This is a genomic window from uncultured Paraglaciecola sp. (assembly GCF_963977085.1).
Lineage (GTDB): Bacteria > Pseudomonadota > Gammaproteobacteria > Enterobacterales > Alteromonadaceae > Paraglaciecola.
The window spans coordinates 95,679-109,172 of sequence record NZ_CAXBNC010000009.1; the positions used below are offsets into that span (position 1 = coordinate 95,679).

A 13,494-nucleotide genomic window follows, 5' to 3' on the forward strand; every position below is an offset into this window, starting at 1 on the left:
GAAAGGAAGTTGACTGAAGTATGAGTATTAGAATTGGCCATGGTTATGATGTGCACAAATTTGGCGGATCCGGTCCTATCGTCATAGCAGGGGTTTCAATTGACCATGTTATGGGTTTGATTGCCCACTCTGATGGCGATGTGTTATTACATGCATTATGTGATGCTTTGTTAGGGGCGTTAGCGTTAGGAGATATTGGTAAACATTTTCCAGATACCGATCCACAACTAGCCGGAATAGACAGCCGCGAGTTACTTCGCCACGTATACAAGCTCATTACAGACAAACACTATCAGCTCGGTAACTTAGATCTCACTATAGTTGCACAAGCCCCAAAAATGGCACCTCATATTGATTTAATGCGCGCCAATATTGCTGCTGACTTGAATGCCGACATTAATCAAATAAACGTTAAGGCTACCACTACCGAAAAGTTAGGTTTTGCGGGACGCAAAGAAGGTATTGCTGCATATGCAGTGGTGCTATTAACTCGGCAGTCAGATAATACCCCATGCAAATAGATCACTGGCGCCACCAATACCCCAAACTCGGCATATCTGGAGAACTTAAATCTACTGCTGAAGACTTTCAAGTCATCGAAATTTTAGGTTATGAACCTATTGGTGAGGGTGAACATATCTATTTGTGGGTACGTAAAACGGGACTAAACACGGCTTATTTAGCAGAACAAATTGCCAAATTTACCCAATTACCATTAAGAGCAGTCACTTATGCAGGACGCAAAGACAAACACGCCCAGACAGAACAATGGTTTAGTGTACATCTTCCCGGTAAAGGTGAATTCGATTGGACTAGGTTTAATGAACCAGGGGCTGAAATACTAAAATCGATACGCCATAATAAAAAGCTTAGAACAGGCGTGTTAAAAGGTAATCGATTTAATATTACCCTTAGACAACTTAGCTCAACATCGGGTATTGATGAACGACTGCAACAAATAAAACAAAACGGCGTACCTAATTATTATGGCTCACAGCGATTTGGAAGCACCCAACATGATCCACGAGGCGGCAATTTAGTTTTAGCTGATAAGATGATCAACGGCGAAACTATCCGCAACCGAAACAAACGTTCAATGGCCATTTCTGCTCTGCGTTCATGGTTGTTTAATGAAATGCTGAATAGCAGATTACAAAATGATTGTTTTGATAAACCTTTAAATGGCGATGTGATGCAATTGGCGGGCAGTCATAGTTTTTTCTGTGCAACTCAGATAGATAACAATATTAATCAACGAATAGCACAGCGAGATATATACTTGTCAGCGCCGTTGTGGGGCAAAGGTCAATTAGCCAGCCAAGGCGAAGCGTTGCAGTATGAAAATGAACTAGCACAACAATACCTAACTATCGCCAAAACACTCGAGGACTTAGGCTTGAAGCAAGAAAGAAGGGCCATTAACTTATTTCCAAATGATCTTGAATGGTCATTGGCAAATGATACATTAAACCTAAGCTTCTCACTTCCAGCTGGAACTTTTGCTACTTCAGTAGTGCGAGAATTGATCGATGTGCAGGATAACCACCTTGCCTAGACTTATGAAACGGACCATAAAGATTTACACCCAATAATAATAAAAATAGGCATGAAATGAGAATTACATCACGCAAAGGTGAAAGCCTTGCTCAACTTTTACATAAAGAAGGTATCAGCAATACCAAAGTGCTGACCGCTATAGCCAAAACGCCTAGAGAGCTTTTTTTGCCTGATGCCCTAAAACACAAAGCTTATCAAAATACCGCTTTGCCTATAGGTCAAGGACAAACTATTTCCCAGCCTTACATTGTCGCCCGCATGACTGAGTTATTATTAGAGTCCGACAACCAAGCACAAACAGTATTGGAAATAGGCACAGGTTCAGGCTATCAAACGGCGGTATTGGCGCAATTATTCACTAGTGTTTATTCCGTAGAAAGAATTAAAACCTTACAATTTCAAGCCAAACGACGCATGAATCAGTTGGACTTACATAACGTTAAAATGAAACATGGAGACGGTTGGTTGGGCTGGAACAGTAAAGGCCCATACGATGCCATTATAGTTACCGCAGCGGCTAAATCTATGCCAGAACAGTTATTACAGCAACTCAACGAGGGTGGCCGTTTAATCATCCCGGTGGGTGAAGAAAATCAACAGTTACATTGCATCACTAAACGAAATGATGAATTTGAATCAAAAATTATCGAAGCGGTTAGATTTGTGCCTTTAGTGGCCGGAGACATTATTTGAAAACATCATCTAGAACAAAATCCAGTTATGTAGGTGTAGCCGCAAGAGGTATTTTAATGGGGGCTGCAGATGCGGTGCCAGGTGTATCTGGTGGCACTATTGCCTTTATGACTGGCATTTATGAAGAACTTATTTTTTCCCTTAAACAATGTGGCGTCAGTGCAGTGAAAATATTGTTTCAAGAGGGCATAAAATCCACTTGGCAACATATTAATGGTGGCTTTCTACTGGCACTATTTAGTGGCATTATCATCAGCATTTTAACCCTCTCCCGAGTGGTTTTATATCTTCTAAATACTCATCCAATTTTATTGTGGTCATTCTTTTTTGGGTTAATATTGGCGGCTGTTTGGTCTGTCATTCGACATATAGATAAATGGGAAGTAGGCGTTATCGCTACTTTTATAATGGGTTCAGTGGCGGCGTATTTCATTACGACTATCAGCCCTACAACTATCGAAACATCGCCTTTAATTGTCTTCTTATCAGGAATGATAGCTATCTGCGCAATGATATTACCGGGTATCTCTGGTAGCTTTATATTGCTGCTACTGGGTATGTATGCCCCCATGTTAACTGCAGTCAAAGACCTACAACTAGTAACGTTATGTATATTTGCAGGGGGGTGCGTGGCCGGCTTATTAAGTTTTTCCCATGTCCTAAGTTGGATGTTTAAGCATTACAAGGTGATGACCTTAGCCTTATTAGGTGGCTTTATGTTGGGTTCTTTAAACAAGGTTTGGCCTTGGAAACAAACCATTGAATCAGTTATTGATCGCCACGGAAAAGAGATACCTCTCGTTCAAAACAATGTATTACCACAGGCATTTGAATCACTTTATTCACAACCAGCCTATATGTGGTATGCCATTATGTTAATGATAGTGGGAATGGCGATGGTTATCGTGCTAGAAAAAATAGGACAGAAACCAGCAGATCTTTGATGGAAGTCAGCAAACAGAAAACAGTGTTCTTCAAATACATAGCGATATATGTCGGTATGTTATTTTGCTGCCTAATCAATATCAGCTGCTCAAACCGCAGTCAACCAGCCCCCGTTTCAGAGCTTTATCAAGGAAAGACCTTTAGAGATTTTGAACAACAAGCCTACTCGGCTAAAACATATCAAGTCAAAGCTGGCGAGACGTTATATTCAATTGCTTGGTATTCAGGTAACGATTATAGAGACCTAGCAAGAATAAATAAGATCCCGCCACCTTACCAAATACAACCCGGGCAACTTTTAACCCTAGTAGAATTGCCAAAGTCAATACTACGAAAGTCTAATAATAGCACTGGTCAGACCTCAAAAGTAATTGTAAATCAATCTGTTGACCCTTCTAAAAAGCAAGCGTATGGTGAAAGTGAACAAAATGTAAACAAGGATCCAATTGGATCTACTACCGGTCAATTTCCTGATCGAGTTAAAAGTTGGCATTGGCCTACATCGGAACGAGTTTCACGTGGTTTTTCGGCCAAAGAACAAGGCAACAAAGGCTTAGATTTTTCAGGAAAACTTGGGAGGCCAATTTTGGCCGCCGCCGATGGGAAAGTAGTATACACGGGCGATGCATTACGTGGTTTTGGAAAACTAGTCATTATTAAGCATTCTGACGCCTATTTAACGGCCTATGCCCATAATGACAAAATATTAGTAAAAGAACAGCAATGGGTTACGGCAGGCCAAAAAATTGCCACTATGGGTAGAAGTGGGACCGATAAGGTTAAGCTTCATTTTGAAGTCAGATACAAAGGAAAATCAATTAATCCTTTGCGCTTTCTACCTAAGAGATAATAACAATAAATAATAAAAAAATTTGAGGAGACATTGATAAAACACTACCGTTAAGGAGTTATCATTATGGGTCAAGTAAAAACAGTTATAGTAGAAGTAGACGCTTTCAGCGACATTGAAGATGCTGTAGAGAAAGAACTTGCCAAGGCTGAAAAAAAAGCCGAAGAACAGTTAGAAGACATTTTAGCCAATACAGAAGATAAACCTAAAAACCTCGATGCAACCCAATTGTATTTAGGCGAAATTGGATTTTCCCCACTTTTATCCGCAGAAGAAGAAGTTTATTTTTCACGAAGAGCCTTAAAAGGTGATGAAGCGTCCCGAAAACGTATGATAGTCAGTAATCTACGTTTAGTCGTCAAAATAGCCAGACGTTATAATAATCGTGGTTTAGCGCTACTTGATTTAATCGAAGAAGGAAACTTAGGGCTTATTCGAGCAGTCGAAAAATTTGATCCAGAACGAGGATTTAGATTTTCAACCTATGCAACTTGGTGGATTCGACAAACCATAGAGCGGGCAATCATGAACCAAACCCGCACTATTCGCTTGCCTATCCATGTCGTAAAAGAATTAAATGTCTATCTTCGCGCGGCAAGAGAACTAGCACAAAAACTCGACCATGAACCTACCGCCGAAGAAATCGCAGAGTCCCTAGACAGGCCTGTTCACGACGTGACTAAAATGTTGAGATTAAACGAAAGGATTACCTCTGTTGACACACCTATAGGTGGTGAAAACGACAAGGTATTACTGGATGTCATAGCAGATGATAGAGGCCACGGACCTGAAGAAGATCTTCAAGATTCAGACATCAAACTCAATATTATCAAATGGCTAGAAGATCTTAATCCTAAGCAACGTGAAGTACTAGCAAGACGCTTTGGACTATTAGGTTATGAACCTTCAACGCTAGAAAATGTAGGGATAGAGATTGGTCTAACGCGAGAAAGAGTGCGCCAAATTCAAGTTGAAGCCTTGCGCAGACTCAGAGATATGTTGGGCCACAAAGGTTTAGACTTAGAAGCCTTATTTAATAAACTGACCTAACTTTCCCTCATGTGACTAGATTACTTAGGAGAGTGTAGATACAAAAAAGCCTCAAATGAGGCTTTTTTAATAGTTGCAAATTTAACTTATAAAAAGGTTACAGTGCAGCAATGGCGGCTGCGTAATCAGGCTCTTCTGTCGTCTCAGCAACCTGTTCGGTGTGAACCACTGTACCCGTTTCATCAATGACCACTATGCTACGAGACAATAATCCAGCTAAAGGACCATCGCTAAAACTCACACCATAATCAACCCCAAAACTGCCTCTAAAACTTGAGCCAGTGGCTACATTTTTAATACCCTCTGCACCACAAAATCTCGCTGCAGCAAAAGGCAAATCCGCAGACACACACAACACTTTGGTGTCATCCAAATCGCTCGCTTTTTGATTAAACGTCCTAATTGATGTGGCACACACACCCGTATCAACTGAAGGGAAAATATTCAGAATAAGTTTTGAGCCTGCGTAATCTGCCAATGTAGTTTCTGACAAGTCAGTTTCTACTAACGTGAAGTTTGGCGCCTTAGTACCCACTTCAGGTAAAGTACCTATTGTGTTAAACGCGTTGCCTTGTAATGTGACTGTAGCCATTTTTCTATTCCTAAAGTATCGGAGTGATAAGAAGGTTTATTGTAGCTTAAAAATACAATCAGATAACATTCGCTAGATAGTATTTATCTAAGTATTATTGACCTAAGTTTTTACGAGATGCCATTCATGAACTCTAAAATAAGATTAATCATTTCAGCTGTGATCTCATTTGGTTTTTACTTTGTTTGGTCATATTGGGCTAACAGTATGGCCACAGATGATCAGGCATTAATTCTAAGATCTGCATTGGTGCAGGGCACACTAAGCGCCACCATTACCATTTTATTTACCTTTATCTTAGAAAAATCCGTTTCAAAATTCGGAGAAAGTTACTTATCCCTTGTGTTTATAGTGCCTATTATCTGTACTGTGCATTCCAAAACGTCTCAAAATATTGCTATTTTTAAAACCTTTAAAAATGTTTTAGATAATTCGGCCAAGTATTTAAATAATAACGTGATCCCTGGCAGTTTGTTGGCTCCCTTGTTACCTATTGCAATTCAATCCAGCATTGCTATTGGTGTTAACTGGGTCAACCAAACACCTAACTTATGGTTGACCGTTGCCCCTAGTATTTTAATGACAGCGATTTACGGATATGTGTATACCTTCACTTTATTATCAAAACCTAAACAGCCTGTTTTACAAGACTAATAAAACGGTAGTTGTAAGGGTTTAGTGGCTCTGCGTGATGAGATTCACTCTCTGTTTCTTGCCAAACATATTTAGCATTATAATCAGGAAAGTAAGTATCCCCTGCTACATCTAAATCAATTTGAGTCAAATAAAGCCTATGGCAAAAGGCTAGAAAATGCTGATAAATGGTGCCTCCACCTATTATCATCACTTCAGGATCTTCGATTTGTTGTTGAGCACAATAGTTTGCTGCAACATCAATAGCCTGTTCACAACTATTTACTACTGTGGCATCTGGCAGCGTAAAATTGACATCAGTGCTGACCACTATATTAAGTCGACCAGGCAAAGCTTTACCTATTGAGGCATAAGTTTTACGGCCCATAATAATCGGCTTACCTAAGGTGACTTTTTTAAAGTGTTTCAAATCTGCTGGCAAGTGCCAAGGCATAGCATTGTCGGCACCGATAACTCGGTTATTCGCCATAGCTGCAATCATAGAAATTTGCATCATATCGAGGAGAGTTCTTTCTAAGGAGTGTGATATTGGCAAAGTATATAAGAATAACAACGAGCCAGAAATAGCTTTCTGACCCGATTTTTCATTGAGAAATAAACTAGCCTTTAGTGTAAACCACTTCTACACCAGAATCGTCGTCATCATCGTCATCGAAGTCGTCATCATCATAGGCATCTTCAATGGCTTCTTTGTGATAAGTATCCCATTTGAATCCAGTTTCTTCTTCTATCTCAGGTGCCACTTCTTCAGGCATTGCTTCAATAAAGTCCATCGCTTTCATACACAAAGCTTGCGTACCAATTTTTTGGAACGCAGAAATTTGAAAATACTCGTCTTGCCATTCAAGCGCATCTGCAATCTGCTGACATAACTCGTTAACTTCTTCTTCAAGCATCAAATCAACTTTATTGAAAACTAACCATCGTGGCTTGGCGGCAAGTTTAGGGCTGTACTTTTCAAGCTCCGCAACAATTGCTTTAGCATTTTCGACAGGATCAGAGCCATCTGCTGGCATCAAATCCACTAAATGTAATAACACACGACAACGCTCTAGATGTTTTAAAAACTGAATACCGAGACCCGCGCCTTCAGCTGCCCCTTCGATTAGACCAGGAATATCGGCAATAACAAAACTGCGCATTGAATCCAAACGCACTACACCTAAATTCGGTACTAATGTCGTAAAAGGATAATCAGCTACTTTTGGCTTAGCTGCAGAAACACTGCGTATGAAGGTAGATTTTCCGGCATTAGGCATTCCAAGTAAGCCTACATCGGCAAGTAACATCAGTTCTAATCTGAGGTGTCTGACTTCGCCTGGCGTACCGTCAGTCTTTTGTCTTGGGGCACGATTAGTACTGGTTTTAAAACGTGCATTGCCTAAACCATGATAACCACCCTGGGCTACTTTCATGCGCTGCGTATGCTTGGTTAAATCACCTAATACTTCACCGGTTTCACTATCAGTTGCACGAGTTCCAACTGGCACTTTTATCTCTAAGTCTGCACCGCCTCTGCCAGTACAATTAGCACTCTGGCCTTTTTTACCGTGTTCAGCGCGATGAAATTTTTCAAAACGGAAATCAATCAAGGTGTTTAAGTTTTCATCTGCAACCAAATAGACACTCCCGCCATCACCACCATCGCCACCATCTGGACCACCGTCAGGCACGTATTTTTCACGGCGAAAACCGACAACACCATTACCGCCATTACCTGCATCAACACGGATATCAGCTTCATCTACAAATTTCATTACTTAATAACACCTTGAATATGACTCAATAGAATCGAGTATAGTCTGTTCGTACTAGAAATTGCAGCGCAGACTATTTTTAAGACTTAAACAAAAAACCCCGCATAAAGCGGGGCCTTTAAAAAATCTATGGGCTATTGCTAATTAAGCAACAATGCTCACAAATTTACGATTTTTAGGACCTTTCACTTCAAATTGAACTTTACCATCAGATAAAGCAAATAAAGTATGGTCTTTACCGATACCCATATTGTTACCAGCGTGGAATTTAGTACCACGTTGACGAACAATGATGTTTCCGGCTAAAACTGACTCACCACCGTAACGCTTAACACCTAGGCGTTTACTTTCTGAATCACGGCCGTTGTTAGTACTACCACCAGCTTTTTTATGTGCCATTTGTAATTACTCCTATTAAGCGCTAATACCAGTGATTTTCACTTCTGTGAACCACTGACGATGACCCATTTGGGTACGTGAATGTTTACGACGACGGAACTTAACGATTTTTACTTTATCGCCACGTCCATGCGTTACAACTTCAGCTGTAACTTTGCTACCACTTACATAAGGGGTACCAATTTTAATATCATCACCATTACTAACCATTAAGACGTCATCAAATTCAATTGACTCACCTGGAGCCACTTCGATTTTTTCTAAGCGAAGGGTTTGACCTTCAGCCACACGGTGTTGTTTACCACCACTTTGGAAAACCGCGTACATAATTAAACTCCGCACTGTGTCTCTTGACACTTATATTCAAAAACAGGCGGCGAATTGTACGTGAACAGGTAACACCAAGCAAGCCAATTTCTGAATTAATTTGGTTAAATATCAAACGGTTTACTTAAGCCCAATATTTTTCAAGCTACCAAGCCAAAGTGACACTGGATACCCCGTTAAATTTCTGTAAAATCCACCTGCAGAAAAGCACCTCGCAACTCAACTAGATTTAGAAATGGGTAAATACAGCAGCATGAAATTAGAAACGATTAATCAACTCGCTCATAAGGATATGCTGGCAGTAAACGAACTGATTCAAGAACAAGTCGATTCAGATGTATCCTTGATTAACCAATTAGGCTTTTATATTGTTAATAGTGGTGGCAAACGCTTAAGACCCCTTCTCACTGTGCTCGCCGCAAGAGCCTTAGATATTCGAACAGATCAACATCATACTTTGGCCGCTATCATAGAATTTATTCACACTGCTACTCTTCTTCACGATGACGTAGTCGACGAATCTACCATGCGCCGCGGTAAAGAAACCGCTAACGCGGTGTTTGGTAATCAAGCCAGTGTATTAGTGGGTGACTTCCTGTACACCCGCTCATTTCAAATGATGGTGAGCTTAAAACGAATGCGTGTCATGGAAATTTTATCCGATGCCACCAACGTGATAGCTGAAGGTGAAGTGCTTCAACTCATGAACTGTAACGATCCTGAAACCAGTGAAGAAAGCTATTTGCAGGTGATTTATAGTAAAACAGCGCGTTTATTTGAAGCAGCGACTTTACTTGCGGCAGTATTAACTGAGCAAAATGAAGAAATTGAACTTGCCATGCAAGCCTATGGAAAATATTTAGGTACCGCATTCCAGTTAGTCGATGACATTCTTGACTACGCTGCAGATCCCGAAGTAATGGGCAAAAATGTAGGTGATGACTTAGCCGAAGGTAAACCCACTCTGCCGTTACTTTATGCAATGTGGCATGGAACAGAACAGCAAAAAGTGCTAATAAAAGAAGCCATCGAAACAGGAAATGGCTTACAACACTTTACTGAAATAATGGCAGCAATGGAACAGACAGGCGCATTAAACTACACAAAAAAACTGGCGCTAGATGCTTCTGAGAAAGCCATTGCGTCTTTGGATAGTGTGCCAGACTCTGACTATAAAACAGCATTAATTGGGTTAGCTGAAATTGCCGTTGAGCGTGCAGCCTAAGACTTTTAAAAGCCACTGCACTATTGAGTGGGTTGAACTATATAAAACAAAAACAATGAAGTTCGAAGTTGGCTAAACCAAAATCGAACTTATTGACAACAAAGTTACTTCTTATCTAGCTTCACTCTGCCACTCACAGTGGATACATTCACTTTTGCACTGCCGCCATTAAGCGAAAACTTCAACCAGCGATTAGGCCCATATTTCGCTTTCTGCATTTTATCATCTGACAAATAATTGGTAATTTTTCCACCAGCATGGCCTTCAATATCAAACCTTGCAGAAACATCACTTTGTAAATAGAGATAAATTGAACCACCTACTGATGACGCTTCAATCTCGCCATTTCTCTGAAGATCAAGCTTCGCCTCTATCGAACCGTTTACTGTTTCCATATTCAACTGATTAACCTTACCAAGCTTCAATTCAATATCGCCATTCACTGTCTCCACATTGATATCGCCACTTTCACTGGTGACTTCAATATCGCCATTAACCGACTCGTAGGAGTCTTCTTTACCTTTTGAACTGCGGGAGTCAATCGTGCCATTTACTGTACTTATTTTTACATCGCCTTCTAAACTATTGGCAGTGATTCGACCGTTTACTGATTCTAGGCGAATTCGCCCTGCTAGTTCTTTTACTTTAATAGCACCGTTAACGGTTTCGACTCTTGCGCCACCGCGCACTTGCTCTAGTTCAACATCGGCGTTGACTGCGCTGTAAAACACTTTACTTTGACGAGGTACAAATATTTCTAATTCATCGCCATTATCTGAGCCCCAGTTATTCCAACCATAGTTATTCTTAACTTTGACCTTAATGAGTACTTCATTATTGTCTTTTTCAAAGATAAACTTTTCTGTTCTATCACCTAAAGTTCCTGCCACTTTAACTTCAGATTTATCCCATGCAATCACCTTTGCAGAACCATTTACATGCTCAATTTGCACATAAGGGTTTTTTGATACCTCTAATGAACGATTAACTTTTTCTTCAGCTAAAACAGTCCAACTCAGACATAAAAATCCGGCAAAAATTAATAACTTTTTCATTCCTATACTCCTAAAAATTCAGCGCTTAAATTTGTGACCACTTGGGTGAATGCACGCGCTCAATTAAATTAATTTGTTGTTGATGCACACTTTGCAACATCTTTAATAGCGCCATATTGTTCGGCTCATTTTCTAGCGCTGCTTTTATCGCGACTGCGGCGTCATCTAATTCGGTTAGTTGACTCTGCCAATTTTGGGTCAGGGCAGGTTGATCTTGAAAGCGAACCAATAAAGCATTTTTTTGCTTTAGATGTTGTTGGCTTAATGACGCCACCAAATCATCACCTGTCAACGAAACAGCCTGCTGATTAAGTGATAACCAGCCAATCAAGCCAAACATAGCCACAGTTGCTGCAACCAAGTACATTTTTTTGCCAACCACTGCCCGAGAAGGTTCTGAAGTATCACTGGTTAATGCCAACTCAATGCCAGGCCAAAGATCCCGATCTGGTTGTTTATTTTTGTCTAAGTCCGCTAACTGATCCGCTAACGCCTTTTCAAAATTTGTTTTACTCATATCCCATCCACTCCTTCAACAACTGCTTGGCGCGGTGAAATTGCGCTTTACTCGAACCCACTGCCATATTCGTCATAGAGGCAATTTCTTCGTGCCTATACCCCTCAATTGCATGCAGCACAAACACAATACGTGCCCTTTCAGGCAGTCTGACAACATAACTTTCAATATCAACATTACTGCACGACTCCTCAGCTTCAGTATTCATGGCAACAGAGTCCTCAATATTAAACATCTTTTGCAGCCAACCTTTTTGCTTACGTATATACGAAATCGTGATATTTGAAGTCACTGTGTGTAACCAAGTTGAAAACTTACTGTCACCTTTAAAATTGCCAATTTTTCGCCACAACTGAATAAAGACCTCTTGGGCAGCATCCTCAGCTAACATCTTTTCACCGGTCAGCCGAAAACACAGCCCATACACCTGCCCTATGTATTGCTGATACAATCGGTTATAAGCTTGTTTATCTCCGCCCTGCACCGCTTTTATTAAGTCCCACTCACTTCGTGAGGTAAACTTATGCTGGGCAGCAACGACGTTTCCTTGTGTAGTCAATCTAACGTCTTACTCTTTATTGTGTTAAAAGATTAGTCGCAGGGTAGATCACAAAGGTTTAAAGCACAAAAATAATAAATAAAATTAGTGAGAATAGTTATGAAAATCATTGGCTTATATAAGGGAAAACTCACCCATATTGGTGAAAAGCGCAGTGCAACTGGTATTGATAAACAAGCTGTCAGTACAGTAACAGTAGATGAATTAGGCATCCAAGGTGATATTCAAGCTGATAAACGTTTTCACGGCGGCCCACAAAAAGCATTACATCAGTATGCGTTAAGAAGTTATGAAAAAATAATCAAACGATATCCCTTATTACATAAACAAGCCAGGCCCGGAATGATAGGCGAAAATCTCAGTGCCAAAGGTATGCACGAACACAATGTCTGTATTGGAGATATTTACAACCTAGGTAGTGCCATTGTGCAAATTAGTTCACCTCGCATTCCTTGTTGGAAAATTGATGCTAAATTTAAACAACCAGATTTAAACCGTTTTATCAGCCAACATCGGTTAAATGGTTGGTATTACCGCGTTTTGCAAGGCGGAGAAATCACTCTCAATGATGAATTCCAGTTACAACAAAGACCAAATGCTCAAGTCACTGTTGATACTATGTTAAAGGTTATTTATGCAGAGACTGATGCACAGACTATTGAATTGGCAACCCACGCCGAAGGACTTGACCCAGAATGGCAAAGTCGGCTACAAAACAAATACCATATGACTTAAACAGTGAGGCAGGTTATGGAACAAAATTTACTTGAAAAGACCGGCAAAACATTAGAACAATGGAAGCAATTGTTGGCACAACAGCCCTTTAGTAAACATGGCGAATACATGGCATTTCTCAAAAAAGAGCATGGTATCACCCATGGTTTTGCCAATTTTATTACATTAAAGTTTCGAGAAGCGGATGCTGCCTCCACCGATGCTGATGACTTAGTTATTAACCAATATAAAGGTAAAGAAAATCTAAAACCTATATTTGATAAGTTGCATGAGGCAATTACTAGTTTAGGTGCAGATGTGGAAGTAGCCCCAAAAAAATCGGCAGTGAGTATGCGGGTAAAAAGACAATTCGCGTTAATTCAGCCTAGCACTAAAAAACGTATCGATTTAGGACTGAAGTTTAACGATAAACCTCATGGTGAACGTCTTGAAACATCTGGACCATTTGGCACTATGTGTACACATAGGGTGCAACTTACTGAGATAAACCAGGTTGATGATGAGCTGCTTGAGTGGATAAAAGAAGCCTACGAACAAGCCAATTAACACTTTTCTGCACATAAAAAAACACCGCTAAAT

General features: G+C 40.3%; 18 protein-coding genes. 10 read left to right on the forward strand and 8 right to left on the reverse strand.

The window, feature by feature from the left end:
* Positions 1–20: 20 nt before the first annotated feature.
* From ispF to rpoS, 6 genes are all read left to right on the forward strand, one after another.
* Positions 21–521, forward strand: a complete 501-nt coding sequence (gene ispF, locus AAC000_RS12450; RefSeq protein ID WP_339723115.1) for a 2-C-methyl-D-erythritol 2,4-cyclodiphosphate synthase — start codon at positions 21–23, stop codon at positions 519–521.
* Positions 512–1,555 carry a tRNA pseudouridine(13) synthase TruD gene (gene truD / locus AAC000_RS12455; protein ID WP_339723116.1) on the forward strand — a complete coding sequence of 348 codons (1,044 nt, stop codon included), beginning with the start codon at positions 512–514 and terminating at the stop codon, positions 1,553–1,555. The genes ispF and truD overlap by 10 nt, the downstream gene beginning before the upstream one ends.
* A 56-nt stretch (positions 1,556–1,611) precedes the next feature.
* Entirely contained in the window at positions 1,612–2,250 is a 639-nt protein-coding gene (locus tag AAC000_RS12460) for a protein-L-isoaspartate(D-aspartate) O-methyltransferase (protein ID WP_339723117.1), read from the forward strand.
* Entirely contained in the window at positions 2,247–3,194 is a 948-nt protein-coding gene (locus AAC000_RS12465) for a DUF368 domain-containing protein (protein WP_339723118.1), read from the forward strand. Before AAC000_RS12460 ends, AAC000_RS12465 begins: the two co-directional genes overlap by 4 nt.
* A gap of 56 nt (positions 3,195–3,250) precedes the next feature.
* Complete coding sequence (locus tag AAC000_RS12470) at positions 3,251–4,045, forward strand: peptidoglycan DD-metalloendopeptidase family protein (RefSeq protein ID WP_339723187.1); 795 nt, start codon at positions 3,251–3,253, stop codon at positions 4,043–4,045.
* 66 nt (positions 4,046–4,111) lie between these two features.
* Positions 4,112–5,095, forward strand: coding sequence for an RNA polymerase sigma factor RpoS (gene rpoS, locus AAC000_RS12475; protein ID WP_339723119.1), 984 nt, complete (start codon positions 4,112–4,114; stop codon positions 5,093–5,095).
* A 97-nt stretch (positions 5,096–5,192) separates the two neighbouring features.
* On the opposite strand, the gene tpx is transcribed toward rpoS, so the two are convergent.
* Positions 5,193–5,687, reverse strand: coding sequence for a thiol peroxidase (tpx, locus tag AAC000_RS12480; RefSeq protein ID WP_339723120.1), 495 nt, complete (start codon positions 5,685–5,687; stop codon positions 5,193–5,195).
* A 126-nt stretch (positions 5,688–5,813) separates the two neighbouring features.
* On the opposite strand from tpx, the gene AAC000_RS12485 reads away from it, so the two are divergent.
* A complete protein-coding gene (locus AAC000_RS12485) occupies positions 5,814–6,341 on the forward strand; it encodes a hypothetical protein (protein WP_339723121.1) in 528 nt (175 codons plus the stop codon).
* Here AAC000_RS12485 and folA read toward each other — a convergent pair.
* From folA to rplU, 4 genes are all read right to left on the reverse strand, one after another.
* Positions 6,316–6,837, reverse strand: a complete 522-nt coding sequence (folA, locus tag AAC000_RS12490) for a type 3 dihydrofolate reductase (protein WP_339723122.1) — start codon at positions 6,835–6,837, stop codon at positions 6,316–6,318. The two genes, AAC000_RS12485 and folA, sit on opposite strands and share 26 nt — an antisense overlap.
* A 103-nt stretch (positions 6,838–6,940) precedes the next feature.
* Positions 6,941–8,098 carry an Obg family GTPase CgtA gene (gene cgtA, locus AAC000_RS12495; RefSeq protein WP_339723123.1) on the reverse strand — a complete coding sequence of 386 codons (1,158 nt, stop codon included), beginning with the start codon at positions 8,096–8,098 and terminating at the stop codon, positions 6,941–6,943.
* Positions 8,099–8,242: 144 nt separating this feature from the next.
* Complete coding sequence (rpmA, locus tag AAC000_RS12500) at positions 8,243–8,497, reverse strand: 50S ribosomal protein L27 (protein WP_007622901.1); 255 nt, start codon at positions 8,495–8,497, stop codon at positions 8,243–8,245.
* Positions 8,498–8,512: 15 nt separating this feature from the next.
* Positions 8,513–8,824, reverse strand: coding sequence for a 50S ribosomal protein L21 (gene rplU / locus AAC000_RS12505; protein ID WP_339723124.1), 312 nt, complete (start codon positions 8,822–8,824; stop codon positions 8,513–8,515).
* Positions 8,825–9,077: 253 nt separating this feature from the next.
* On the opposite strand from rplU, the gene ispB reads away from it, so the two are divergent.
* Positions 9,078–10,049, forward strand: coding sequence for an octaprenyl diphosphate synthase (gene ispB, locus AAC000_RS12510; RefSeq protein WP_339723125.1), 972 nt, complete (start codon positions 9,078–9,080; stop codon positions 10,047–10,049).
* Positions 10,050–10,153: 104 nt separating this feature from the next.
* Here ispB and AAC000_RS12515 read toward each other — a convergent pair whose 3' ends face one another.
* The 3 genes from AAC000_RS12515 to AAC000_RS12525 are packed head-to-tail and all read right to left on the reverse strand — an operon-like array spanning position 10,154 to position 12,180.
* Complete coding sequence (locus AAC000_RS12515; protein ID WP_339723126.1) at positions 10,154–11,104, reverse strand: hypothetical protein; 951 nt, start codon at positions 11,102–11,104, stop codon at positions 10,154–10,156.
* A gap of 25 nt (positions 11,105–11,129) precedes the next feature.
* Complete coding sequence (locus AAC000_RS12520; RefSeq protein ID WP_339723127.1) at positions 11,130–11,621, reverse strand: hypothetical protein; 492 nt, start codon at positions 11,619–11,621, stop codon at positions 11,130–11,132.
* Complete coding sequence (locus tag AAC000_RS12525) at positions 11,614–12,180, reverse strand: RNA polymerase sigma factor (protein WP_339723128.1); 567 nt, start codon at positions 12,178–12,180, stop codon at positions 11,614–11,616. Before AAC000_RS12525 ends, AAC000_RS12520 begins: the two co-directional genes overlap by 8 nt.
* A 99-nt stretch (positions 12,181–12,279) precedes the next feature.
* Here AAC000_RS12525 and AAC000_RS12530 point away from each other — a divergent pair, with 99 nt between their 5' ends.
* Both AAC000_RS12530 and AAC000_RS12535 read left to right on the forward strand, forming a co-directional pair.
* A complete protein-coding gene (locus AAC000_RS12530) occupies positions 12,280–12,915 on the forward strand; it encodes an MOSC domain-containing protein (RefSeq protein WP_339723129.1) in 636 nt (211 codons plus the stop codon).
* A 15-nt stretch (positions 12,916–12,930) separates the two neighbouring features.
* Positions 12,931–13,461: a DUF5655 domain-containing protein gene (locus AAC000_RS12535; protein ID WP_339723130.1), complete on the forward strand. Its 531-nt coding sequence runs from the start codon at positions 12,931–12,933 to the stop codon at positions 13,459–13,461.
* Positions 13,462–13,494 lie beyond the last annotated feature (33 nt).